Annotated in this window: 21 protein-coding genes and 2 pseudogenes; 6 read left to right on the forward strand and 17 right to left on the reverse strand. The window is 72.0% G+C overall.

Annotated elements, in window-relative coordinates:
- Positions 1-121 precede the first annotated feature (121 nt).
- Entirely contained in the window at positions 122-1,033 is a 912-nt protein-coding gene (locus CRP39_RS15165; RefSeq protein WP_097207209.1) for a LysR family transcriptional regulator, read from the forward strand.
- 74 nt (positions 1,034-1,107) lie between these two features.
- Here CRP39_RS15165 and CRP39_RS15170 read toward each other — a convergent pair whose 3' ends face one another.
- Together CRP39_RS15170 and CRP39_RS15175 are read right to left on the reverse strand one after the other, a co-directional pair.
- Positions 1,108-1,416, reverse strand: coding sequence for a YciI family protein (locus CRP39_RS15170; RefSeq protein ID WP_097207210.1), 309 nt, complete (start codon positions 1,414-1,416; stop codon positions 1,108-1,110).
- Positions 1,417-1,548: 132 nt separating this feature from the next.
- Positions 1,549-2,457, reverse strand: a complete 909-nt coding sequence (locus tag CRP39_RS15175) for an NAD(P)-dependent oxidoreductase (RefSeq protein ID WP_097207211.1) — start codon at positions 2,455-2,457, stop codon at positions 1,549-1,551.
- Positions 2,458-2,953: 496 nt separating this feature from the next.
- On the opposite strand from CRP39_RS15175, the gene CRP39_RS26880 reads away from it, so the two are divergent.
- The 5 genes and pseudogenes from CRP39_RS26880 to CRP39_RS27695 form a co-directional block, all read left to right on the forward strand.
- Positions 2,954-3,094, forward strand: coding sequence for a hypothetical protein (locus CRP39_RS26880; protein WP_172442461.1), 141 nt, complete (start codon positions 2,954-2,956; stop codon positions 3,092-3,094).
- Positions 3,094-4,461, forward strand: a complete 1,368-nt coding sequence (locus CRP39_RS15180; RefSeq protein ID WP_097207212.1) for an MFS transporter — start codon at positions 3,094-3,096, stop codon at positions 4,459-4,461. The genes CRP39_RS26880 and CRP39_RS15180 overlap by 1 nt, the downstream gene beginning before the upstream one ends.
- Before the next feature lie 32 nt (positions 4,462-4,493).
- Complete coding sequence (locus CRP39_RS15185; protein WP_097207213.1) at positions 4,494-6,029, forward strand: aldehyde dehydrogenase family protein; 1,536 nt, start codon at positions 4,494-4,496, stop codon at positions 6,027-6,029.
- A 2-nt stretch (positions 6,030-6,031) separates the two neighbouring features.
- The gene (locus tag CRP39_RS15190) at positions 6,032-6,262 is read left to right on the forward strand and encodes an alcohol dehydrogenase catalytic domain-containing protein (RefSeq protein WP_097207214.1); all 231 of its coding nucleotides are present in this window, start codon (positions 6,032-6,034) and stop codon (positions 6,260-6,262) included.
- A gap of 128 nt (positions 6,263-6,390) precedes the next feature.
- A pseudogene (locus tag CRP39_RS27695) lies at positions 6,391-6,606 on the forward strand (zinc-binding dehydrogenase); the annotation flags it as partial.
- A gap of 150 nt (positions 6,607-6,756) precedes the next feature.
- Here the strand turns inward: CRP39_RS27695 and CRP39_RS27700 are convergent.
- The 15 genes and pseudogenes from CRP39_RS27700 to iolC all read right to left on the reverse strand — a co-directional run.
- Positions 6,757-6,888, reverse strand: a pseudogene (locus CRP39_RS27700) (tyrosine-type recombinase/integrase); the annotation flags it as partial.
- Positions 6,885-7,061: a hypothetical protein gene (locus tag CRP39_RS27705; RefSeq protein WP_245853896.1), complete on the reverse strand. Its 177-nt coding sequence runs from the start codon at positions 7,059-7,061 to the stop codon at positions 6,885-6,887. The pseudogene CRP39_RS27700 and the gene CRP39_RS27705, both read right to left, overlap by 4 nt.
- A gap of 43 nt (positions 7,062-7,104) precedes the next feature.
- Complete coding sequence (locus CRP39_RS15205) at positions 7,105-7,308, reverse strand: zinc-ribbon domain-containing protein (protein WP_097207216.1); 204 nt, start codon at positions 7,306-7,308, stop codon at positions 7,105-7,107.
- 235 nt (positions 7,309-7,543) lie between these two features.
- Complete coding sequence (locus CRP39_RS15210) at positions 7,544-8,788, reverse strand: MFS transporter (protein ID WP_216359755.1); 1,245 nt, start codon at positions 8,786-8,788, stop codon at positions 7,544-7,546.
- Between the two features lie 880 nt (positions 8,789-9,668).
- Positions 9,669-10,523, reverse strand: a complete 855-nt coding sequence (locus CRP39_RS15215; RefSeq protein ID WP_097207217.1) for a mycofactocin-coupled SDR family oxidoreductase — start codon at positions 10,521-10,523, stop codon at positions 9,669-9,671.
- Between the two features lie 62 nt (positions 10,524-10,585).
- On the reverse strand, positions 10,586-11,362 hold the full coding sequence (gene budC / locus CRP39_RS15220) for a meso-2,3-butanediol dehydrogenase (RefSeq protein WP_097207218.1): 777 nt from the start codon (positions 11,360-11,362) through the stop codon (positions 10,586-10,588).
- A 7-nt stretch (positions 11,363-11,369) separates the two neighbouring features.
- Positions 11,370-12,368 (reverse strand): sugar phosphate isomerase/epimerase family protein, encoded by a 999-nt coding sequence (locus tag CRP39_RS15225; protein ID WP_097207219.1) that lies wholly within the window; start codon positions 12,366-12,368, stop codon positions 11,370-11,372.
- A 203-nt stretch (positions 12,369-12,571) separates the two neighbouring features.
- A complete protein-coding gene (locus tag CRP39_RS15230; RefSeq protein ID WP_097207220.1) occupies positions 12,572-14,065 on the reverse strand; it encodes a CoA-acylating methylmalonate-semialdehyde dehydrogenase in 1,494 nt (497 codons plus the stop codon).
- Positions 14,066-14,095: 30 nt separating this feature from the next.
- Positions 14,096-14,971 carry a sugar phosphate isomerase/epimerase family protein gene (locus CRP39_RS15235; RefSeq protein ID WP_097207221.1) on the reverse strand — a complete coding sequence of 292 codons (876 nt, stop codon included), beginning with the start codon at positions 14,969-14,971 and terminating at the stop codon, positions 14,096-14,098.
- Positions 14,968-16,050 carry a Gfo/Idh/MocA family protein gene (locus CRP39_RS15240; RefSeq protein WP_097207222.1) on the reverse strand — a complete coding sequence of 361 codons (1,083 nt, stop codon included), beginning with the start codon at positions 16,048-16,050 and terminating at the stop codon, positions 14,968-14,970. The genes CRP39_RS15235 and CRP39_RS15240 overlap by 4 nt, the downstream gene beginning before the upstream one ends.
- Entirely contained in the window at positions 16,047-17,045 is a 999-nt protein-coding gene (locus CRP39_RS15245) for a sugar phosphate isomerase/epimerase family protein (protein WP_097207223.1), read from the reverse strand. The genes CRP39_RS15240 and CRP39_RS15245 overlap by 4 nt, the downstream gene beginning before the upstream one ends.
- A gap of 25 nt (positions 17,046-17,070) precedes the next feature.
- Positions 17,071-19,020: a 3D-(3,5/4)-trihydroxycyclohexane-1,2-dione acylhydrolase (decyclizing) gene (gene iolD / locus CRP39_RS15250; RefSeq protein ID WP_097207224.1), complete on the reverse strand. Its 1,950-nt coding sequence runs from the start codon at positions 19,018-19,020 to the stop codon at positions 17,071-17,073.
- The gene (gene iolB / locus CRP39_RS15255) at positions 19,017-19,952 is read right to left on the reverse strand and encodes a 5-deoxy-glucuronate isomerase (protein WP_097207225.1); all 936 of its coding nucleotides are present in this window, start codon (positions 19,950-19,952) and stop codon (positions 19,017-19,019) included. Before iolB ends, iolD begins: the two co-directional genes overlap by 4 nt.
- A 76-nt stretch (positions 19,953-20,028) precedes the next feature.
- Entirely contained in the window at positions 20,029-20,952 is a 924-nt protein-coding gene (locus tag CRP39_RS15260) for a class I fructose-bisphosphate aldolase (RefSeq protein WP_216359756.1), read from the reverse strand.
- Positions 20,945-21,910 carry a 5-dehydro-2-deoxygluconokinase gene (iolC, locus tag CRP39_RS15265; protein ID WP_216359757.1) on the reverse strand — a complete coding sequence of 322 codons (966 nt, stop codon included), beginning with the start codon at positions 21,908-21,910 and terminating at the stop codon, positions 20,945-20,947. The genes CRP39_RS15260 and iolC overlap by 8 nt, the downstream gene beginning before the upstream one ends.
- Positions 21,911-22,119 lie beyond the last annotated feature (209 nt).

Below are 22,119 nucleotides of genomic sequence, written 5' to 3' on the forward strand. Positions count from 1 at the left end.
GCTCGCCCACGGCCGACCTGTCCGGTCCTGACAGATGACTGGACGTCTGTGCGCTTTAGGTGTGCGATGTTGCAGGTGTCGGCGATCTGCCGTGGGCGGATGTGCCGATGGAGGAGGCCCGATGAGTGCTGAGTTGGACGTGCGTCGGCTCCGGGCCGATGACCTCCGCTATCTGCTCGCCGTTGCGAACACCGGGCGCCTGACGGCGGCGGCCGACGCCCTCGGGGTGGACCACACCACGGTCTCGCGCCGGATCAAGGTCCTCGAGAAGGTCCTCAAGGTGCGGTTGCTCGAACGCGGCGCCGACGGCTGGGAGTTGACCGAGGTCGGCCGAGCCGTGGCCGAGCCGGCGCGGCCGATCCAGGAGGCCGTGGAGCGGGCCGCGCTGGCGGCGTCCGGATCTGCCGACGATGTCGTAGCCGGCAACTTCCGGATCACCGCGCCCGATGGCTTCGGGACGCTGTTCGTCGTGCCGGCACTCGAGCGACTGCGTGAGCGGCACCCCGGTCTCAACATCGAGCTGATCACCGCGACCCGGAACCTGATCCTGCACCAATCCGGGTTCGACCTGGCGATCGCTGTCGGCAAACCCGCGACCGGTCGGCTGTTCGCCGAGAAGCTGGCGGACTACTCGCTCCACCTCTTCGCGAGCACCGCGTACCTGGAGCGCCACGGTGCGCCGACTTCTGTCGAGGACCTCCGTCGGCACACCGTCGTGTTCTACGTCGACTCGTTGCTCCAGGTCGGCGACCTGGACCTCACCCAGCACCTGCCCGGGGTCGTGGCCCGCTTCGCCTCGACGAACATCTTCGCGCAGCTCGAGGCGGTGCGCGTCGGAGCTGGGATCGGCATCCTGCCGACGTTCCTGGCCCTGCGTGCGCCGGAGCTGCAGCGCGTCGACGTCGGGGTCCCACCCCTGCGGCTCGCCTTCACGTTGGCAGCGCGACGTGACAGCACGTCACGCCCGGCGGTGCGTGCGGTGCGTGAGGTGATCCACGAGGAGGTGCGGCTCCGACGCCACGAGCTGGACTGATGCCTGACGGCAGGTCAGGTCCGCGCTGAGCGACTCCAGCGGGTCGGCCGCACCGACCCGCTGGCTGCAGACCGCTACGGAGTCGACAGCTGCGCAGGGAACCGGTCGGCGCCGATCGACACGGTCCACTGCTGGACCGTCCGTTCGGTGACCACGCCGTGGAGGTGGAAGGGGTCGTCCTCGGCGATCTGCTGCACGCGCTCAGCGGACTCCACGTCGAGCACGAGCAGGCCACCCGCCGGTCCGGGCTCCCCCAGAGGACCTGCCACGAGGAGCTCTCCGCCCTCGGACAGCGACCTCAGATAGGCCCGGTGCTCGGGACGGTGCTTCGAGACGGCGTCGGGGTCGTCGATGTAGCGATAGATCAGGGCGAACAGCGCCATGGTGTGGTCTCCCGAGGTGCGAACGGTCGAAGAGGAGGTCTTCCCGTGCTGGGCCCGCCGCCGCGGAGGTGTACCTCCGCGACGACGGGGTCGTGGCGTGCGTGCCTGGTGGGCGACCGCCCGCCGGGCGGGTCAGCCGGCAGCGGGCGGGTCGACCTGCGCGCCGAGTTCAAGCGCCAGCGAGGTGAGGTCGCGCTTCCCGGCGCCGGCCTCCGAAGTCCGGCGGAAGAGCTCGAAGGCGGTCTTCGAGGTCGCCATCGTCACGTCCAGCTCGGTGCCGAGTTCGACGGCCAGCCGGAGGTCCTTGGCGACCAGGTCGACCATGAAGCCGGCCTCGTAGCCGTGCGAGGCCGGGGAGGTCGGGACGACGCCGGGCAGCGGGAACCAGTTGCGGAAGGCCCAGTTGTCCCCCGACGAACGCAGGACCATGTCGTAGAAGACCTGCGGGTCCAGCCCGAGACGCTGCGCAAGCACCGAGGCCTCGCAGGACACCGCCATCGCGACGCCCATCATCGCGTTGTTGACCACCTTCATGGCCTGTCCGCGCCCGCTCGGGCCGACGTGGACGATGTAGTTGCCGACCAGCTTGGTGAAGCGCTCGACCGCGAGGACGTGATCGACCTCGCCGCCGAGCATCAAGGCCAGGTCCCCCTTCTCCGCTCCCTGCACCCCGCCGGAGACCGGGGCGTCGACGAAACCGACGCCCTGCTCACGCGCCTGCTCGCTGAGCGTCTCTGCGGTCTCGATCCCGGTGGTGGAGAAGTCGGCCGCGACCGCGCCCTCCGGCATGTGGGCGAAGGCGCCGTCCGGCCCGGTCAGGACCGCTGTGACCTCCTTGCCGGTCGGCAGCATCGTGAACACGGCGTCGACGTCGCGCACCGCGTCGCCGATCGAGTCCACGACCTCCACGCCGTTCTCCCGGGCCCGCGCCCGGGCGCCCTCCTCGATGTCGACGCCGCGGACGGTGTGTCCCGCGTCGACCAGGTGCTTCGACATGGGGACACCCATGTGGCCCAGCCCGATCCAGGCGACGTTGCTCATGACCACTCCTTCGGGCCGCCGGCGGTCGCCCGCCAGTGACCCCTAGACGTCAGATGCCCGAATCGTGGGAGCCGCCTTCCGCGTGGCCAAGAACCAACAACACAGACCACGTGTGCAGGAATGCAGAGCTGCCGCACCCCCTGGGCAGCAGATGCGCAGGCTGATCACCAAGGCCATCCCAGGCGGTAAGCGGCTGCAGGCCGCGGGAACAGAGCCCGACGTTTCGCGTCCAGCGTCAGTCCAACCCCCGAGAGCGTGGATGGGGCCGAGCGGACGCGGTCCTCGGGCGGACGGCCTGTGTGCGGCCTTGGGCCCGTGCGGCTGGCGGAGGTCTTGGAGGAGGTGGAGGCGAGGGGCCGGCGCCTGGTCAGCAGTGTGCATTTCTGCACAGGGTCTGTTCCAAGTCGGTGCTTGTCCGCAGTACGTGGCCTCGCTCACTGTTTGGAAGTCAAGGCCGACCACGAGGGCCGCCAGACAACCCCCCAAGGAGCACGCCATGGCCACAGTCACCTGGATCGGCTTCGGTCAGTTGGGCCGGCCGATGGGCACCGACCTCCGGGCCGCAGGCCCGACGGTCCGCGGCAGGGATATCGCCTCGGACGCCGACTTCGCGCAGCTCGCGGGGGGTGTCCGCTGATGGCCGTCACCGACACCAAGCGTACGCGGCCCGCGACGAAGGTCATCGTCGCCTCCACCGCCGGCACGGTGGTCGAGTGGTACGACTTCTTCATCTACGCGACCGCGGCCACGCTGGTCTTCGGCACGGTGTTCTTCCCCAACACCGGATCCGAGCTGACCGGCATCATCGCCGCGCTCGGGACCTATGCCGTCGGCTTCGTCGCCCGGCCGATCGGTGGGGTGATCTTCGGCCACTTCGGTGACAAGCTGGGCCGGAAGAAGCTCCTGCAGCTGAGCCTCCTGATCATCGGCCTCGCGACGGTCGGCATCGGCCTGCTCCCCACCTACCAGCAGGTCGGAGTCTGGGCTCCCGCCATGCTCGTGGCGCTGCGCTTCGCCCAGGGCTTCGCCCTCGGAGGGGAGTGGGGCGGCGCCGTTCTCCTCGTCAGCGAACACGGCGGTGCCGACCGCCGGGGGTTGTGGGCCAGCTTCCCGCAAGCCGCGGTGCCCGCCGGCAACATCCTCGCAACGGCGGTGCTGGCTGTTCTGTCGGTGACGCTGACCGAGGACCAGTTCCTGTCCTGGGGCTGGCGGGTCGCCTTCATCGCCTCCGCCGTCCTCGTCCTGCTCGGCTACTACATCCGCACGAAGATCGAGGACGCGCCGATCTACAAGGAGGCCATGGCGCAGGCCGCTGCCCGGCATGAGGAGATCTCCCCGTTCAAGGAGGTCGTCCGTGACCACAAGCGCGAACTGCTGGTGGCGATGGGGCTCCGGGTGGCCGAGAACATCCAGTACTACATGGTGGTCTCCTTCTCCATCACCTACCTCAGCGTCGTGGTGGGGACGGATACCTCCCGGATCCTCGGGCTCATGCTGATCGCGCACGTCGTCCACCTCTTCGCCGTGCCGTGCTTCGGATACCTCTCCGACCGCATCGGCCGCAAGCCGGTGATCGCCGCCGGGCTGGTGCTGGCAGCGGTGTGGGCGGTGGTGGCATTCCGGGTGCTCGACTCCGACCGCACATTCGCCATCGTGGCGATCCTCACCGTGGGGTTGGTCGCCCAGGGCCTCATGTACGGCCCCCAGGCCGCGTTCATGTCCGAGATGTTCCCCACCCGGATGCGGTACACGGGGATCTCGATCGGCGCCCAGGTGACCGCGGTCTTCGCCGGCGCCCTCGCCCCCATCATCGCCGGCAGCCTCCTCGCGGCCTTCGGCAGCTCCATCCCGATCACGATCTACCTGCTGGTGGCGATCGTCATCAGTGCCATCGCGCTGGTGAAGTCCCGGGAAACGAACGGGCTCGACTACGCCACCCTCGACGCCCAGCTCGGGGATCCCGTCACGGCCGCGCCGGGTGGCGCCGACCGTCCGGGCCACTGAACACGTCACCCGCGAACCCGAAGGAGACAACCATGACCGAACAGAGCGTCCTGAGCCCCTCCACCGGCAAGACGTCGGCTCCGACTCAGCTGATGCTGATCGGCGGTAAGTGGGTCGAAGCCGTCGAAGGCGACTGGCGGGAGATCGTCAGCCCCGGTCACCGGGGCAAGGTCCTGGCCCGCGTTCCCCGCGGCACCGGCGCCGACGTCGACCTGGCGGTCTCCGCGGCGCGGGCAGCGTTCCCCGCCTGGCGCGACCAGCACTTCACGGCCCGTCAGCGCGTACTGCTCAAGATCGCTGACGCCATCGAGGCTCGCGCCGAAGAACTTGCACAGGTGACCGCCGTGGACACCGGGAACGCGCTGCGCACCCAGGCACGACCGGAGGTGGCGACGCTGGTCGACCTGTTCCGTTACTTCGGCGGTGTCGCGGGGGAGGTGAAGGGCACGACGCTGCCAGCCGGGGCAGCGCAGCTGCAGTACACGCGGCAGGAGCCGCTCGGGGTCGTCGGCGCGATCCTCCCGTGGAACTCCCCGCTGATGATCGCCGGCTTCAAGGTCCCGGCCGCCTTGGCCGCGGGGAACACCATCGTGCTCAAGGCCGCCGAAGACGCTCCGCTGTCCATCCTCCTGATGGCCGAAGTCTGCGAGGAGTTCCTGCCTCCCGGCGTGCTCAACGTGGTGACCGGTACCGGGCGCGAGGCAGGAGCGGCACTGGTGGACCACCCCGGCGTCGACAAGGTGTCCTTCACCGGCTCGACCGAGGTGGGGCGCGGCATCGCCGGACGGGCAGGGGAGCGGCTTGCCCACGTCTCCCTGGAGCTGGGCGGCAAGAACCCGTCGATCGTCTTCCCCGGCGCGGTGACCGACGAACTGATCGACGGCCTGGTGCTGTCCTCCCGGGTCACCCGGCAGGGTCAGAGCTGCACCGCCGGCTCCCGGCTGTACCTGCACCGGGACGTCCATGACGAGGTCCTCGCCCGGCTGGCCGATCGGCTGGGAGCGCTCAAGGTCGGTGACCCGCTGGACGAGTCGAACGACATCGGCGCGATCATCAACCAGAGCCAGTACGACTCCATCCGGGACTACCTGGAGGACGGGCTGGCGAACATGCGCGTCGAGTTGGGCGGGTTGCCGCCGACCACCGGTCCGCTGGCCGAGGGGCTCTTCCACGTCCCGACGCTGTTCTCCGGCGGCGACAACAGCTTCCGCCTCGCCCGCGAGGAGATCTTCGGCCCGGTGGTCGTGGCCATCCCGTGGACGGACGTGGACGACGTCGTCCGCATGGCCAACGACTCCGCCTACGGGCTCGCGGCCTACGTCTGGAGCCAGGACATCGACCAGGCGATCAGCACCGCACACCGCCTCGAGGCCGGCTGGGTGCAGGTCAACCAGGGCGGGGGACAGGTCGTGGGTCAGTCCTACGGCGGCTACAAGCAGAGCGGCATCGGCCGGGAGGTGTCCCTCGAGGGCATGATCGCCGGTTTCACGCAGACGAAGCAGATCAACGTGTGCCTCGGCCAACGGGCGACAACGACTCCGCCTGCCACGACCAAGACCGGCGCGTGACCATGGAGGCCGTCATCGTGACCCAGTTCGGCGGCCCACAGGTCTTCACGGCGAGCGAGCAGCCGCGCCCGACCCCGGGCCCCAACCAGGTCCTGGTCGACGTGTCCGTGGCCGGGATCAACTACATGGACGTCTACCAGCGCACCGGTGCCACGCTGGTGCGACCGCCCTACGTCGCCGGGGTGGACGGCGTGGGGTCGTGGCCGAGGTCGGCGCCGACGTCACCGACCTGACCGTCGGGCAGCGCGTGGGTCGGCTGTCCGGTGGTCAGGGCAGCTTCGCCGATGCCGCGGTCGTCGACGCCGGCAAGGCCGTGCGCGTCCCTGACGGGCTGGACGACGTGACCGCCGCCGGGGCGCTCATGCAGGGCGTCACCGCCCACTACCTGGCCACGGATGCCCATCCGGTCCAGCCGGGTGACACCGTGCTGGTGCACGCCGCGGCGGGAGGCGTCGGTCAGCTGCTCACCCAGGTCGTGAAGATCCGCGGCGGCCGTGTCATCGGCACGGTGTCGAACGAGGCCAAGGCCGAGGCCGCGCGGGCAGCCGGCGCCGAGCACGTCCTGGCCTACGACGACTTCGCCGAGGAGCGCGCGAACTCCCCGACGGTGCCGGGGTCGCCGCTGTCTTCGACGGCGTCGGTGCGCGTCATGGGCGCGCTCGACGGCCGTGGAAGCGGCGTAGCGGGAGAGCATGTCGTCCGAGCGCCAGCCGGCCAGCATCATCAGGTCCCGCTCCTGTCCGCCGCCGGCGAGCCAGCGGTGGGCGAAGGTGTGCCGGAAGCGATGCGGGTGGACGTTGGCGGCGCCGGCCTGCGCGGCGCGGGTGTGCAGCACGTCGCGGGCGCCGTCGGGGGTCATCGCGCCGCGCTGACCGAGCAGCAGTAGCGGGGACCGGCGTAGGGGTGCAGCGCCCGCACCCGCAGATAGCGGTCGACGGCCTGGGCGGTCTTCGCGCCGAACGGCACGACGCGGGGGCGGGTGTTCGCTGTGATCGCGTACGACGAGTGCCCGAGGTGCCCCAGGGCGCACATAGGAGGCCGCGCGGCCCGACGACCGGACTCAGGGCGACCGTGCTCACATCCCGACGGCGGTGCCGCAGATCCCGCAGACCTCGAGCTGCCGGCGTCCCCATCGGGCGATCGGCACGAAGAACACCGTGAACTGCTTGAACTGCCGCACGTGCGTCCACTGTGTGGTGTTGCCGCAGCGCGGGCAGGTGTGGACCTTCCCGGGCCCCAGGTCGCGCTGCTTGGTGCCGAAGCCGAAGAGGAGGAACACGCCGCCAGCGTAGGGAGTGGACCCCACCGCCGTCCGGCGCGCGTGCCCATCCGGCCCCCCGCACCTCTCGCCCGCCCGGCTGACTCCGGGATTCGGCGTGCCGGTGCGACGCGGGCAGACGGGTATGGCGGCCTGGGAGACGACGCTCGTCCGAGGATCAGCCAATCTGCCCGGCCGCCCAGCCTGGTCCTGTCGAGCTCGGCCGCAGGGGAGGGGAATCGTGAGCGGCGCGTGGTCACCACTCGGCGCGGACGGCGCGGGGAAGGGTGACCGCGACCGCGATGGCGGCCAGGGTGCCCGCTGCGCCGGCGACCAGGAACGTCGTGGGTGCTGACGTCGCGTCCAGCAGCAGGCCACCGCCGATGTACGAGATGCCGGCCGCGACCCCGATCGCGCCGTACAGGTTGCCGAACACCCGGCCCAGCATCCGGTCGGGGACCAGTCGTTGCAGCAGTGTGTTGCTGGCGACGTCCATCGCGGCGATTCCGATTCCGCGCAGTAGCTGCACCGTGAACGCTGCGGCGACGGCCCAAGCCAGCCCGGTGAGCAGGTTGCCGACGCTGCTGACCGCGAACCCGGACACGAGCAACGCCACCATGGGCAGTCGGGTGCCGGCCCAGGTGAGCAGCGCGTAGCCGATCAGCAGCCCGATGCCGACAGCAGCCAGGAGCAGACCAACAGCCGACTCGCCCGCTCCGAAGGTCTCGGTGGCCAGCACGAGCAGCGCGACATCATCGATCCCGTTGGCGGCGACCACGGCGAAGAACCCAAGAGCGATGATGCGCACCGAGCGGACCGACCAGATGTAGCCGAGTCCTTCCCGGGCCTGGGCGAGCAGCCGCGGCGCTGGGCTCCCGTCAGGCTCGGACGTGGGCGGCAGCGCGGGCAGCCGGACCAGCAACAAGGCCGAGACCAGGAAGGACGCCGCATCGACCAGCAGTACTCCGCGGACGCCGAGCAGCGGCACCATCGCGGCGGCAAGCAACGGGCCGATGGCCTCCGCGGCATTCGCGCCGAAGCCCAGCGTCGAGTTGGCAGACTCCAGGTCCCGACCACGCACCAGCGCCGGGATCGATGCGCGGGAGGCCGGCTGGAACACCTGCCCGGCCCATGCCCGGAGCCCGACGAGCACGAGCAACAGCGGCAGCGGCGGCAGCGCCACCGCGATCGCCACGAGCAGCGCCGCCTGTACCAACTCGCACACGACCATCACGTGTCGGCGGTCGAAGCGGTCGCTGAACGCGCCGCTGATCGGGCTGAGCAGCGCCGGCCCGAAGTCGCCCACCAGCAGAAGCGCCGCCACCGCCAGCGCCTGCCCGGTCGTAGCCGCGACGTGCAGCATGAGCGCCACCAGGCTCAGCGAGTCGCCGACGAAGGAGACCACCCTGGCGGTGGTCAGGCGCCGGAACTCGGGGTTCGTCCGCAGCAACGCCAGTGCGCCCGACGCGGGCTGCTCACCCGTCGGCACTGGTGTGACCAAGCGGGATCACGGTGTGCTCCCGATCCGTAGAAGGCTCACATGGCCAGCGGTCTCCCAACCGCCGGAGATCGTCGTCCCACCGCCAGAGATCCTGCGGGCATGGGCGCTGGCGGTGGGACCGCCACGTGGGGAGTGCCCAGGGGGCGGTTGACCAAGTCCTCGAGAGGGAGTCATGGCAGGTCGGACGACCCGCTGTCCGCGGGGGTTGCGGGAGCGGGCGGCGCGCATCGTGGCCAGTGTCGGCCGCACCATGCCACCGAGTGGGAGGCCATGCGCTCGGTGGGGCAGAAGCCGGGTGTCGGGTCGACGGAGACGGTGCGCCAGTCGGTGCGCCGCGCTGAGGTCGACGCCGGCGCCTGAGGCCAGTCGCGCGAGTTCGGTGCCACCGCGACGGTCGACGTCCGGTCCGAGCCTGGCCGACCTGCCTCGCGCTCCGGGGGTGCTGCTCGAGTGCTCCGGCCACCCGGCCACCCGGCCACCCGGCCACCCGGCCACCCGGCCCCCGGCCGCGACCGGGCTGATCCCCGTCTTGGCGGCCACGTGCGCGGCCGGCCGCCCGGTCCCTGCGAGACCGGAGGTCTCGTGCTCAACGCTGAGCCGTGGTCACGACTCCTGCTGATGGATCGGGTGCTCGGCGACGGTGGAGGACGACCGTGCAGCTCTCCTCCGGTCCAACGGTGGTCGGCCACGTCGCCCCGACTGGGTCGCGGAGGGCCGACCTGTCCGGCGCTCCGCGGTGCAGGACAGGAACTGGAGCAGGGTGGTGCTGACCAGTTGCTCGATGGTGTCGGCTTGAGCGGCCGCAGCGGTGGCGTCGGTCAGCTCTTCCGGCCCGGTGACGAGGATCCCGGCGCCGGTGTCGCCTGGCGACCTGCGGTTGTCACCGCAGGACGACGCCGGCGTCGACCCGCAGTTCCAGACCGGTGACGTACCGCGCCTCGTCCGAGACCAGCCAACGCAGCGCGGCCGAGGTGTCCCTGGTCTCCATCCAGCCGATGGGGATGACGTGCTGCGGGCGGGAGGCGATCTCGTACTCCTCGTCCGTCGGGTTCGGGTTGTCCGGGAGGAACAGCCGCTTGTTGGTCTCGGTCATGTAGATCGCCGTGTTGACGTTGGTCGGCGACAGGGCGTTGACCCGGATGAAGTGCGGCCCGAGCTCGGCGGCCATCGGCTTGAGCATGCCCACCAGCGCCGTCTTGGCCGCCACGTAGTGCGTGATGTTCTGGAATCCCTTGGTCGCACCCGCTGAGGCGATCATGACGATCGCCCCGCCGCGCCCGCCCGCGATCATGGCGGGCGTGGCGGCGCGGACCGTGTGCCAGACACCGGTGAGGTCGGTGTCGACGGTGTCCTTCCAGTTCTGCAGGCTGATCTCCCAGAAGGGCCCGGCGCCCGCCAGGATGCCGGCGTTCGCGACCACGACGTCGACCCGGCCGAACTCGGCGAGCCCCTTGTCGAGCACGGCCTGCACCGCGGCGTAGTCCCGCACGTCGGCCTGCTCGGCCACCATCCGGCGTCCCGTGGCCTCGACCGCGGCGCGGGTCGCCTCGAGGTCGGCCGTGGTGGCCATTCCCGTGCTGGCCCCGGGGATGTCCTCGCAGATGTCGAAGCCGATGATGTCGGCTCCTTCCTCGGCGAGGTCGACGGCGAACTGCCGGCCCTGCCCGCGGGCGACACCGCTGATGAAGGCGACCCTGCCCGCAAAGCGGTTGCGGTCGAACGATGGTCCGGCCATGTCCTTGCTCCTGTTCCTCGTCTGTCGGTGGATGTGATCGTCCGGACGGGGCGTCGCGGCGGTCATCGGTGCGGGGGCTGGCCGCTGCCGGCCCGGAGTCCTCCGTCGACCGGCAGGACCACCCCCGTGACGAACCGCGCGTCCCGGCTCGTCAGGAAGGCGATGACGTCGGCGACCTCCGCCGGGTCCGCCGCCCGTCCCATGGGGATGCGCCGGAGGAACTCCGCGACGTCCTCGGCCGGGATGTCCGCGGTCGCGTCCGTCGAGGTCAGCGAGGGGGCGACGGCATTGACACGCACCCCTCGGGCAGCGAACTCGACCGCCAGCGACCGGGTGAGGTTGACCAGCGCGCCCTTCGCCGCGTTGTAGCCGGTCATGCCTGCGTCGCCGCCGAGGCCGGCGACCGACGCGACGTTGACCACGCTCCCGCCGCGCTCCAGGAGGAACGGCATCGCGGCCTGGGTGACGAGCACGACCGACTCCACGTCGGCGGCCATCACCTCCCGCCAGGCGGTCAGGGTCACCCGGTCGAACGCCGAGGTGAGCGAGATCCCGGCGTTGTTCACCACGACGTCGATGCGTCCGAAGACGCGGTCGGTGGCCGACACCATGGCACTGACGGCGCCGGCGTCGGTGACGTCGCAGACCGTGACCAGCGTGTCCGGGGTACCGATGAGGTCGGCGGTCTCCTGGAGAGCCGGCCGGCGGCGACCGGCGAGGGTGACCCGGAACCCGTCCACGGCCAGCCGCAGCGCGGTCGCCCGACCGATCCCTGAGCCCGCGCCGGTGACGACCGCGACGGGACACCCGTCGCGGTCCACCCGCCCCGGCGGCCGCATCGACGACCTACGCCTTGTCCGCGGCGGCCCGGAGGTTCTCGGCAGCCAGGACGAGCCCGTCGAGCCGGCCGAAGGCGGAGTCCTCGTGCTCGATGTTGACCGCCATGTCCGGGTCGATCTCCGCGAGCGCGCGGAGGAACTCGGTCCACCAGTCGATGTCGTGCCCGATGCCCACCGCCACGAACCGCCAGGCGGGGTCCTCGGGCCAGGCGTTGCACCAGAACCCGGTCCCGGTCGGCACCCTGTCCGGTGCGTCGGCGGGCACCCGACGGAAAGAGGTGTCCAGCACGCCGCGGACGTCGACGCCGGGTGTGATCGCCGCGTCCTTGGCCGCGGCGTGGAACACCAACGGGCCGAGCCGGCGGATGCAGGCGACGACGTCCATCCCCTGCCACATCAGGTGTGACGGGTCCATCTCCGCGCCCAGGTTCGTGGCACCGGTGAGCTGGACGAGCCGCTCGAGCGTGACGGGGGAGAAGACCAGGTTGTGCGGGTGCATCTCGATGGCCACCCGGACGTCGTTGCTGCGGGCGAGGGCGTCGATCTCCGTCCAGAACTCGGCGGCCACGCCCCACTGGTAGTCCAGGACGTCCATGTAGACGCCGTCCCAGGGGTTGACCACCCAGGACGGGTACCTGGCGTCGGCGTCCGAGCCGGGCGTGCCCGACATGGTGACGACGTTCCGGATGCCCAGCAGTCCGGCGAGCTCGATGGTCCGGCGCAGGTCGTCGGCGTGCTTCGGGCCGACGCCGGGCAGCGGGTTGAGCGGGTTGCCGTTGCAGTTGAGCCCGGTCAGCTCCATCCCGCGTGCGGCGAAGACGTCGAGGTACTCCCGGCGGGCCCGTTCCGAGGACAGCAGCAGGTCGACGTGGCAGTGCGGCGAGGGGATGAAGCCGCCGGTGTTGACCTCGACCGAGGTCAGGCCGTTGGCCTGCAGCACGTCGAGCGCGTCGGTCAGCGGGCGGTCGTGCAGGCAGGCGGTGTAGGCGCCCAGTCTCAGAGCCATGGCGTGGGGTGACCTCTCCGGTGTGCTGCGCGGCGGGTGGGAACTCGGGGCCGGCGTCGGCGGAGACGGGTCTCGCCGACGCCGGCCGGTCCGGGCGGCCCCGCTGCAGGGGCCCGCCGCCGGCCCCGTCCCGGGTCCCGCCCCGAGCGTGCGAGGGGTGGGGAGGACGGGGTCCTCCACGGAGGGAGCAGCGGGGTCCTTCGTCAGACGTTCTGCGGGAAGCCGAGGTTCAGGCCGCCGTGGCTGGGGTCCAGCCAGCGGGACGTGACGACCTTGCCCCGGGTGAAGAAGTGCACGCCCTCGGCGCCGTGGGCGTGGGAGTCGCCGAACAGGCTGTTCTTCCACCCGCCGAAGGAGTAGTAGGCCATCGGCACCGGGATGGGCACGTTGATGCCGATCATCCCGACCTCCACCTCGTTCTGGAACCGCCGGGCGGCGCCGCCGTCGTTGGTGAAGATCGCCGTCCCGTTGCCGTACTCGTTGCCGTTGATCAGCTCGAGGGCGTGCTCGTAGGTGTCCACCCGCAGCACCGAGAGGACAGGGCCGAAGATCTCGTCGGTGTAGACGCTCATGTGCGGCTCGACGTGGTCGACCAGCGTGGGGCCGAGCCAGAACCCGTCCTCGCCGCCGTCGGGCTGCACCCGGCGGCCGTCCACGACGACCTTCGCGCCCTCCTTCTCGCCGGCCTCGACGTAGGACTCGACGCGGTCGCGGTGCTTCCTGCTGATCAGCGGGCCCATGTCGCAGCCCTTGCGGCCGTCGCCGGTGCGCAGCGTCCGGGTGCGCTCAGCGATGCGGGCGACCAGGTCGTCGCCGACCCCGCCCACCGCGAGCACCGCGCTGATGGCCATGCACCGCTCGCCGGCGGAGCCGAAGCCGGAGTTCACCGCCTGGTCGGCGGCGAGGTCGAGGTCGGCGTCGGGCAGCACGACCATGTGGTTCTTGGCGCCGCCGAGGGCCTGCACGCGCTTGCCGTGCTGGGTGCCGGTCTCGTAGACGTAGCGGGCGATCGCCGTGGACCCGACGAAGGACACGGCCTTGACGTCGGGGTGCTCGAGCAGCCGGTCGACGGCGACCTTGTCGCCCTGCGCGACGTTGAAGACGCCGTCGGGCAGGCCGGCCTCCTTCCACAGCTCGGCCATCCAGATCGCGGCGGAGGGGTCCTGCTCGCTGGGCTTGAGGACGACGGTGTTGCCGGTGGCGATCGCGATGGGGAAGAACCACATCGGGACCATCGCCGGGAAGTTGAACGGGCTGATCACCGCCACCGGGCCGAGCGGCTGGCGGATCGAGAAGACGTCGACGTTGGTCGAGGCGTTCTCGGTGAACCCGCCGCGCACGAGCGAGGGCACCCCGCAGGCGTACTCGACGACCTCCTGGCCACGGGAGACCTCGCCGAGGGCGTCGTCGAGGACCTTGCCGTGCTCGGCGGTGATGATCGCGGCCAGCTCGGGCTTGCGGGCGTTGAGCAGCTCGCGGAAGCGGAACAGCACAGCGGTGCGCTTGGCCAGCGAGGTGTCCCGCCAGCGCGGGAAGGCGGCGGTGGCGGCGGCGACGGCCGCGTCGACCTCCTCGGTGGAGGCCAGCGCGACCTCGCCGACGACCTCGCCGATCGCGGAGTCGGTCACCTCGCCGGTGCGGCCGCTGGTGCCCTCACGACGGGCGCCGTCGATCCAGTGGGGGATGTGCTCAGCCATGGTGCTGCCTCTCGTGGAGTGCGGGACGGGTCAGGGGGTCGTGCCGTCGGGGAAGTGCTTGGCGACCAGCTCACGGATGGCGGCGAGCATCCGGGTGCCCGACTCGCGGGCCTGCTCGTCCCAGCCGAAGACGCAGGTGGTCAGGACGCCGTCGAAGCCGATCCCGGCCAGGGCGGCGAAGGCCTCGTCGAAGTCGACGTCCCCCCGGCCGATCTCCATGTGCTGGTGGACGCGGACCGGGTTGCCGGGCGGGTTCGTGATGTACCGCAGCCCGTCGGAGGCGGTGTGGTCCATCGAGTCGGCGACGTGCACGTGGGTGAGCAGGTCACCGGCGTGCGCGATGATCCCCGGCGCGTCGTCGCCCTGGTGGAACGTGTGCGGCAGGCAGTACAGGAAGGACACGTACCGGCTGTCGATGCCCCGCACCATGTCGATCGCCGGGTGCCCGAGCTCGATGAAGTCGTCGGGGTGCGGTTCCAGCACGAGCGTGACGCCCTCGCGCTCGAAGACGGGCAGCAGCTCCTCCATCGATCGCCAGAACATGGCCTCGGCGAGCTCGGGCGCCTCGGGCCGGCCGTTGAACTCGCTGTTCATCGTGTCGACGCCGAGCTCGGCGCAGATCTCGATGGCCCGCTTCCAGTACCGGACGGCGGCCTGCCGCTCCACCTCGCCCGGCCCGGACCAGCGCATGACCGGCAGCAGCGAGGTGATGCCGACGCCGGCGGAGGCCAGCCTGCCCTTGAAGGCCCGGACGGTTGCGGTGTCCACCCGGGGGTGCTTGAAGAAGGGGATGAAGTCCTCGCGGGGGGAGAGCTCGATCCACTCGTAGCCCATGCCGGCCACGACGTCGGGCAGCTCCAGCAGCGGCGTGGTCCGCAGCATCTGCGGGTCCAGTGCGATCCTCATGACTGCGTCGCCTCCCGCGACTCGAGCCGGACCTCGGTCCGACGTCCGGTGCGCAGCGCCTCCACGCCGGCCGCGCACACCGCCTGGGCGGCGTAGCCGTCCCAGGCGCCGGGCCCGTCGACGGTGCCGCGGCGGGCGGCGTCCACCCAGCGCCGCAGCTCCAGGTCGTAGGCCAGGGCGAAGCGTTCGCGGAAGCCCGGGGCGATCACGGTGCTGCGGACGGCGCCGGCTGGACCTGCGGACTGCCGGACCACCCCCTGACCCAGGCCGATCATCGCGCTGCCGTCCTCGCCGACGACCTCGGTGCGGACCTCGTAGGCGAGGCCGGTGCTCACGAAGCACTCGACGTCGACCATCCGGCCGCCGGTCGTCTCGAGGAGCACCAGCAGGGGGTCGGACAGCCCCTCGCCCGCGTGCCGGGTCGAGCGCGGCCGCAGGACGGTGACCGCCGCGATCTCCTCGCCGAGGAGGAAGCGCGCGACGTCGACCTCGTGCACCACCGAGTCCTGGACGATCGACTCGGTGGTGACGCCCGGGGGAACGGCGGGGTTGCGGTGGGCGCAGTGGACCACCAGTGGTTCGCCGATCGCGCCGGAGGCGATCAGCTCCCGCAACTGGGCGTACTCGGGGTCGAAGCGGCGCATGAACCCGACCTGGACCAGTCGCCGCCCGGTGCGGGCGGTGTACGCGTCCTCGGCGCGGACGATGCCCAGCGAGCTGCCGGCCTCCATGGTCAGCGGCTTCTCGCAGAGCACCGGGATGCCGCGCTCGATGCAGGCGAGCACCTGCTCCTCGTGGAACCGGCCGGGGCTGGCCAGGACGACCGCGTCGACCTCGGGGTCGGCGATGGCGGCCAGCGGGTCGGGGACCACGCGGCAACCGGGGACCTCGGCGGCGACCTGGCCGGCACGGTCGGCGGCCGCGTCACTGACGACGGCCACGCGTGCGCCGGAGATCCGGCGGTGCAGCCGGGCGACGTGGTCGGCGCCCATCAGGCCGACGCCGAGGACGGCGACGCGCAGGTCGGCGGGGATCGGCTCGGCCACCGGGACGGCGGGCAGTGTCTCGGTGGCGGTCATGCCTGCGCCTCCGTGGAGGTGGTGCGGGGGCGGCCGATCTCCATCGAGCGCAGCCCGCAGGAGCCGATCAGCCGGTGGGTGCGCTGCGCGATGGGGAGGGGGACGTCGGGCGGGCAGGGGTAGAGGTCGTGCTCGACGATGGCGAACACGTCGAGCCCCAGCCGCTCGACCTCCTCCAGCAGCGGCGGGAGGTCCGGCACGCCGTTGGGGGGCTCGATCATGGCGCCGAGCTGCACCGCCTGGGGGAAGGGGACGTCCTCGGCGTGCACCCGCTCGATGACCGCCGGGTCGACCTGCTTGAGGTGCAGGTAGCCGATCCGCTCGGGAAAGCGGCGGATGAGGTCCAGGTTGTCCCCGCCGTAGTAGCTGACGTGTCCGGTGTCCAGGCACAGGGGCACGTACCGCGGGTCGGTCTCGGCGAGGAAGCGCTCGATGTCCCGCTGGTGTCCCACGTGGCTGTCGGCGTGCGGGTGGAAGGCGATGTCCAGGCCGTACTCCTCCTGCACCGCCCGGCCGAGCCGGTCCATGCCGGCGGCCAGGCGCTGCCAGGCCTCGCCGGGGAGCTCGCGGGGCTCGATGGCCTCGCCCGTCCTGTGGTCGCGCCAGACGTCGGGGATGACCACCACGTGGGTGCCCCCCACCGCGCGGGTGAGCGTCGCGACGTCGCCGACCTGGCGCCACACGTCGTCCCAGGAGTCGGGGCGGTGCAGGTGCTCGAACACCGTCCCGGCCGACACGCGCAGGCCACGGGCGGCCAGCTCGTCGCCCAGCCGGGCCGGGTCGGTGGGCAGGTAGCCGTAGGGGCCGAGCTCGATCCACTCGTAGCCGGCGGCGCTGACCTCGTCGAGGAAGCGCGGCCACGGGACCTGCTGGGGGTCGTCGGGGAACCAGACGCCCCACGAGTCGGGCGCCGACCCCACCCGGATCCGGGCTCCGCCGGTCGACTGGGGGCCCGTCGTCTGCGGGGCGGGGGCTGCCGAGTGCTGCGCGGTCATGTCATCTCTCCTCGGGTGGGGCTGCTCAGGAGTGCGCGGGACCGCGCTCGGACGGCGTCAGGTACGGGTGCTGGCGCGCCTTCCACTGCTCGTAGACGGCGCGGGCGCGCTGGGTGGACTCGAGGGTGGAGACCTCGCTGACCGGCACGTCCCACCACGACTCGCTGGAGGGGGCGTCGACCAGCGGGTCGGTCTCGACGTGGACGACGGTGGCGCGGTCGCTGGCCTTGGCCTTGCGCAGCGCGGCCTCGAGGCTGGGCCCGTCCTGGACGGTGAGGACGTCGACGCCCAGGCTGGCGGCGTTGGCGGCGAGGTCCACCGGGAGGACGCCGCCCTCGAGCCGGCCGTTCTGCGCGCGGGAGCGGTAGCGGGTGCCGAAGCGCTGGGAACCCAGCTGCTCGGACAGCGCGCCGATGGAGGCGAAGCCGTGGTTCTGCACGAGGACGACGACCAGCTTGACGCCCTCCTGCACGGCGGTGACCAGCTCGGTGGCCATCATCAGGTAGGAGCCGTCTCCGACCATGACGAACACGTCCCGGTCGGGGTCGGCCATGGCCACGCCCAGGCCGCCGGCCACCTCGTAGCCCATGCACGAGTAGCCGTACTCGACGTGGTAGCCCTTGCGGTCGCGGACCCGCCACATCTTGTGCAGGTCACCGGGCATCGAGCCCGCTGCGCAGACCACGACGTCGCGCGGCCCGGACACCTCGTTGACCAGCCCGATGACCTCGTTCTGGGTGAGCCTGCCGCCCTCGCCGGCGCTCGGCGTCGGCGGGTGGTAGGCGGCCTGGACGGTGCGCTCCCACTCCGCGGCCAGCTCGGCGGTCCGGGCGCGGTACCGGTCGTCGACCGACCAGCCGGCCAGTGCATCGGTGAGCGCGGTGAGGGTCTCGCGGGCGTCGGCCTGCACGGTCACGCCGGCGTGCTTGACGGCGTCGAGCGGGGCGACGTTGACGTTGACGAAACGCACGTCCGGGTCGCTGAACGCGGTGCGCGACGCGGTCGTGAAGTCCTGGTAGCGGGTGCCGATGCCGATGACGACGTCCGCGTCGCGGGCCAGGGCGTTGGCCGCGGTGGTCCCGGTGGAGCCGATGGCGCCGACCGACTGCGCGTGGTCGAAGGGCAGTGCGCCCTTGCCGGCCTGGGTCTGCCCGACCGGGATGCCGGTGGCGGTGGCGAACGCGTCCAGGGCGTCGGTGGCCTGGGCGTAGATGACGCCCCCACCGGCGACGACGAGCGGCCGGCGGGCCGAGCGGATGACCTCGACCGCGCGGGCCAGCGCGGCCGCCTCGGGCAGTGGCCGGCCCACGTGCCAGGTGCGCTCGGCGAACAGCTCCACCGGCCAGTCGAAGGCCTCGGCCTGCACGTCCTGCGGGAAACAGAGGGTGACCGCGCCGGTCTCGGCCGGGTCGGTGAGCACCCGCATGGCGGCCAGCAGGGCGCTGGGCAGCTGCTCCGGCCGCCAGATGCGGTCGAAGTACCGCGACACCGGGCGGAACGCGTCGTTGACGGTGACGTCACCGGACGCGGGCAGCTCCAGCTCCTGCAGCAGCGACCCGGCGGAGCGGGTGGCGAAGGTGTCGGCCGGCAGCAGCAGCACGGGGAGCCGGTTGATCGTGGCCAGTGCGGCGCCGGTGACCATGTTGGTGGCGCCGGGGCCCACGCTGGTGGAGACCGCCCAGGTCTGCAGCCGGTCCCTCGCCCGGGCGTAGGCCACGGCGGTGTGCACCATGGCCTGCTCGTTGCGGCCGAGCACGTAGGGGAGGGCGCCGGGCTCGTCGATCTCGGCCTGCAGCAGTGCCTGGCCGAGGCCGGCGACGTTGCCGTGGCCGAAGATGCCGAAGCAGCCGGCGAACAGCCGCTGGCGCACGCCGTCGCGTTCGGTGTGCTGCTGGGCGAGGAAGCGGACGACGGCCTGGGAGACGGTCAGCCGGACGGTCTCCGTCCGGGCCTGGGGGTGGGACGGCGCGCTCACGGTCGGGTCGCTCCGTTCTGGTCGGGGCGGGTGGGGGGATGTGCGGCTGCGCGGTCGGGGGCGTGCAGGGGCAGCCGCGAGTCGACGTCCTGCTCGGTCCAGGTGTCGCGGACCCAGGCGTGGACGGGGTCGTCGACGATGCGCCAGGCGCGTTCGGGGCCGGGGCCGGCCATGACGTTGAGGTAGTAGAGGTCGTGGCCGGGCGCGGCGATCGACGGGCCGTGCCAGCCGTGGGGGACCAGGACGACGTCGCGGTCGCGGACCTCGGCCAGCACGTCGATCGGCCGCTCCGGTGTGCCGTAGACCCGGTGGTAGGCCAGGCCGGGCTGACCCTGCGGGCCGGGAGCGACCTCGAAGTAGTAGATCTCCTCGAGCTCGCTCTCCACCTCGGAGGTCTCGTCGTGCTTGTGCGGCGGATAGCTCGACCAGTTGCCGCCCGGGGTGATCACCTCGCAGGCGATGATCGAGTCGGCCTCGAACACACCGGCGGTGGCGAAGTTGTTGACCTGCCGGCTGCAGGAGCCGGCCCCGCGCAGCTCCACCGGCACTCCCGAGGCCGGGCCGTGGCGGACCGGGAGGGTCCGGCGGGCCCGTGCCGTGCAGAGGGCGAACCGGCCGCCGCCCTCGCTGGAGAGCTCCGCGGTGGCGTCGCGGGGCAGGTAGGCGAAGTCGGTGGGACCGGCGAAGACCGAGGCCCGGCCGGCGAGGGTCAGGGTCTGGCCGTCGCAGGCGACGACGAGCCCGCCGGAGAGCGGGACGACGACGACCTCGTCCTCACCGGTGTGCAGCGTGTGCCTGCCGCCGGCGATCAGCTCGAGGACGCGCAGGCCGGAGTGCCGCCAGCCGGCCGACTCGGGGGTCACCTCGAGGGCGTAGTCCTGGGTGGCCGCGCTGCCGTCGGGCAGGTGCAGCGTGCGGGTGGTGGCGGTCATGAGTGGCTCCTCGACGGTGGCCCCGTCCCGGGTCCCGCCCTGAGCGTGCGGAGGGCGGGGAGGACGGGGTCCTTCTTCAGTGGACGAGGGACACGGCGGTGTCCACGGCGTCGGCGACGTCGTCGTCGGGCGGGTAGAGCAGCGTCCGGCCGACCACCAGGCCGCGCACCGACGGCAGCGCCAGGGCGTCGCGCCACTGCGCGTAGGTCTCGTCCGGGCGCCGGGACGGGTCGCCGCCGAGCATCAGGGTGGGCAGCGTGGTCGCGTCCATGACGCGCTCCATCTCGTCGACCACGGGGAGCTTGAGCCAGGTGTAGGCCGAGGTGGCGCCCAGGCCCTGGGCGATGTGCACGCTCTTGATGACCGCGTCAGGCGACAGGTCGTTGACCACCCGGCCGTCCGCCCGGCGGGACAGGAAGGGTTCGAGCATGGCGATCACCCCGGCGCGGGCGAGTTCGGTGACCGCGCGGCCGGCCGACTCCATCGAGACCACGGTGCCCGGGTCGTCGAGGTCGAATCGGTTGAGCATCTTCGCGGCGTCGAAGCGGGCCTCCACCACGCCCCGCACGTCGTAGGCGGTCATCCGGTCGTCCAGCTCGAAGGTGGAGCCGGCCAGGCCGCCGCGGTTCATCGAGGCGACGACGACCTTGTCCTCGAGCGCGCCCAGGAGCAGGAGGTCCTCGGCGATGTCGGCGGTGGCCAGCAGGCCGTCCACGCCGGGCCGCGCCAGCGCGGTGCGCAGCCGGTCGAGCATGTCGGTACGGCTGCTCATCGCCGTCGGCCGTCCCTGCGCGGCCAGCGCGCCACGGGCGGGGTGGTCGGCGGCCACCAGCATGAGCCGGCCGTCCTCCGGGAGGAACGACGGGCGCCGCCGTCGGGTGGCCAGCGCCTGTGCGATCGCTCCGGGATGCCGGCTGCGCAGCTCGGTCACCTCGGCGTAGGAGGAGCACAGCGGCGCGCTCGTCGCGACGTCGGGGAGATCCAGGGCGGTGTCAGACACGGGTGTCCTCCAGTCGGTGGGCGGCGACGTGCGCGGCGACCTCGTCGGCGGTCGGCATGGCGGTCGAGCACTCCAGCCGGGAGGCGACGATCGCCCCGGCCGCGTTGGCGTTGCGCAGCACCTGTTCCAGGGGCAGGCCGGTGAGCAGGCCGTGCACGAGCGAGCCGCCGAAGGCGTCACCGGCGCCGAGCCCGTTGACCACCTCGACCGGCGTGGGCGGGACCACCACCCGCTCGCTGCGGGTCTTGCCGAGGACGCCGCGCGGCCCCTGCTTGACGACGGCCAGCTCCAGGCCCGCGTCGAGCAGGGCGTCGGCGGCCCGGTCGGGATCGGTCTCCCCGGTGGCGACCTCGCACTCCTCCCGGTTGCCGACGGCGACCGTGACGTGCGGGAGGGCGGCCCGGACCTGGGCCGTGGCCTCCTCCGGCGAGGACCAGAACACGGGCCGGTAGTCGAGGTCGAGCACGGTGTGCCGCCGCCGTGCCCGCGCCTCCCAGGCGGCGTGGTGAGCCGAGCGGCTCGGTTCCTCGGACAACCCGGTCACCGTCGCCCAGAACAGCGCCGCGCCGCGGATCGCGTCGAGGTCGAGGTCCTCGGCCCGGAGCTGCAGGTCGGGAGCCGCGGGTCGGCGGTAGAAGTACAGCGGGAAGTCGTCGGGGGGGAAGATCTCGCAGAAGGTCACCGGCGTCGGGTGCTCGGAGTCGACGACGACCTGGCCGTCGTCGATCCCCAGCTCGCGCAGCGCCCGGCGGACGAAGCGCCCGAAGGGGTCGTCGCCCACTCCCGTGACCAGGGCGGGGGAGTGACCGAGACGCGCGGCGGCGACGGCGACGTTGGCTGCACTGCCGCCGAGGAACTTGCCGAAGGTGGTGACGTCCTCGAGCCCGACGCCGACCTGCAGCGGGTAGATGTCGACGCCGCTGCGGCCCATGACCACCACGTCGGGTGCGTTCTGCACGGTGCGCTCCGTCCCTGTACGTCGTCTTGCGGTGCCTGAGACTGTGCGCCAGGACACAGAGGCGCGTCAAGACTTTGTCAGGACATAAAGACAGCAAGACGTCCGGAGATCCGAATGCCCCGACGTGGTGAGGCCGACGAGCGGGTCCGGGTGCGAGGATGGACGTGGCGCCGCCGTCGGGCGCCGCCCTGTCAGGCCCGGACGAGGAG

Source organism: Geodermatophilus sabuli (genome assembly GCF_900215145.1).
Taxonomy (GTDB): Bacteria; Actinomycetota; Actinomycetes; order Mycobacteriales; family Geodermatophilaceae; genus Geodermatophilus; species Geodermatophilus sabuli.

What these genes read in the sequence shown, in the direction of transcription:
- CRP39_RS15165 (WP_097207209.1), top strand. Translation starts at nt 122, where the DNA reads ATGAGTGCTGAGTTGGACGTGCGTCGGCTCCGGGCCGATGACCTCCGC.
- CRP39_RS15170 (WP_097207210.1), bottom strand. Translation starts at nt 1,416, where the DNA reads ATGGCGCTGTTCGCCCTGATCTATCGCTACATCGACGACCCCGACGCC.
- CRP39_RS15175 (WP_097207211.1), bottom strand. Translation starts at nt 2,457, where the DNA reads ATGAGCAACGTCGCCTGGATCGGGCTGGGCCACATGGGTGTCCCCATG.
- CRP39_RS26880 (WP_172442461.1), top strand. Translation starts at nt 2,954, where the DNA reads ATGGCCACAGTCACCTGGATCGGCTTCGGTCAGTTGGGCCGGCCGATG.
- CRP39_RS15180 (WP_097207212.1), top strand. Translation starts at nt 3,094, where the DNA reads ATGGCCGTCACCGACACCAAGCGTACGCGGCCCGCGACGAAGGTCATC.
- CRP39_RS15185 (WP_097207213.1), top strand. Translation starts at nt 4,494, where the DNA reads ATGACCGAACAGAGCGTCCTGAGCCCCTCCACCGGCAAGACGTCGGCT.
- CRP39_RS15190 (WP_097207214.1), top strand. Translation starts at nt 6,032, where the DNA reads ATGGAGGCCGTCATCGTGACCCAGTTCGGCGGCCCACAGGTCTTCACG.
- CRP39_RS27705 (WP_245853896.1), bottom strand. Translation starts at nt 7,061, where the DNA reads ATGTGCGCCCTGGGGCACCTCGGGCACTCGTCGTACGCGATCACAGCG.
- CRP39_RS15215 (WP_097207217.1), bottom strand. Translation starts at nt 10,523, where the DNA reads ATGGCCGGACCATCGTTCGACCGCAACCGCTTTGCGGGCAGGGTCGCC.
- budC (WP_097207218.1), bottom strand. Translation starts at nt 11,362, where the DNA reads ATGCGGCCGCCGGGGCGGGTGGACCGCGACGGGTGTCCCGTCGCGGTC.
- CRP39_RS15225 (WP_097207219.1), bottom strand. Translation starts at nt 12,368, where the DNA reads ATGGCTCTGAGACTGGGCGCCTACACCGCCTGCCTGCACGACCGCCCG.
- CRP39_RS15230 (WP_097207220.1), bottom strand. Translation starts at nt 14,065, where the DNA reads ATGGCTGAGCACATCCCCCACTGGATCGACGGCGCCCGTCGTGAGGGC.
- CRP39_RS15235 (WP_097207221.1), bottom strand. Translation starts at nt 14,971, where the DNA reads ATGAGGATCGCACTGGACCCGCAGATGCTGCGGACCACGCCGCTGCTG.
- CRP39_RS15240 (WP_097207222.1), bottom strand. Translation starts at nt 16,050, where the DNA reads ATGACCGCCACCGAGACACTGCCCGCCGTCCCGGTGGCCGAGCCGATC.
- CRP39_RS15245 (WP_097207223.1), bottom strand. Translation starts at nt 17,045, where the DNA reads ATGACCGCGCAGCACTCGGCAGCCCCCGCCCCGCAGACGACGGGCCCC.
- iolB (WP_097207225.1), bottom strand. Translation starts at nt 19,952, where the DNA reads ATGACCGCCACCACCCGCACGCTGCACCTGCCCGACGGCAGCGCGGCC.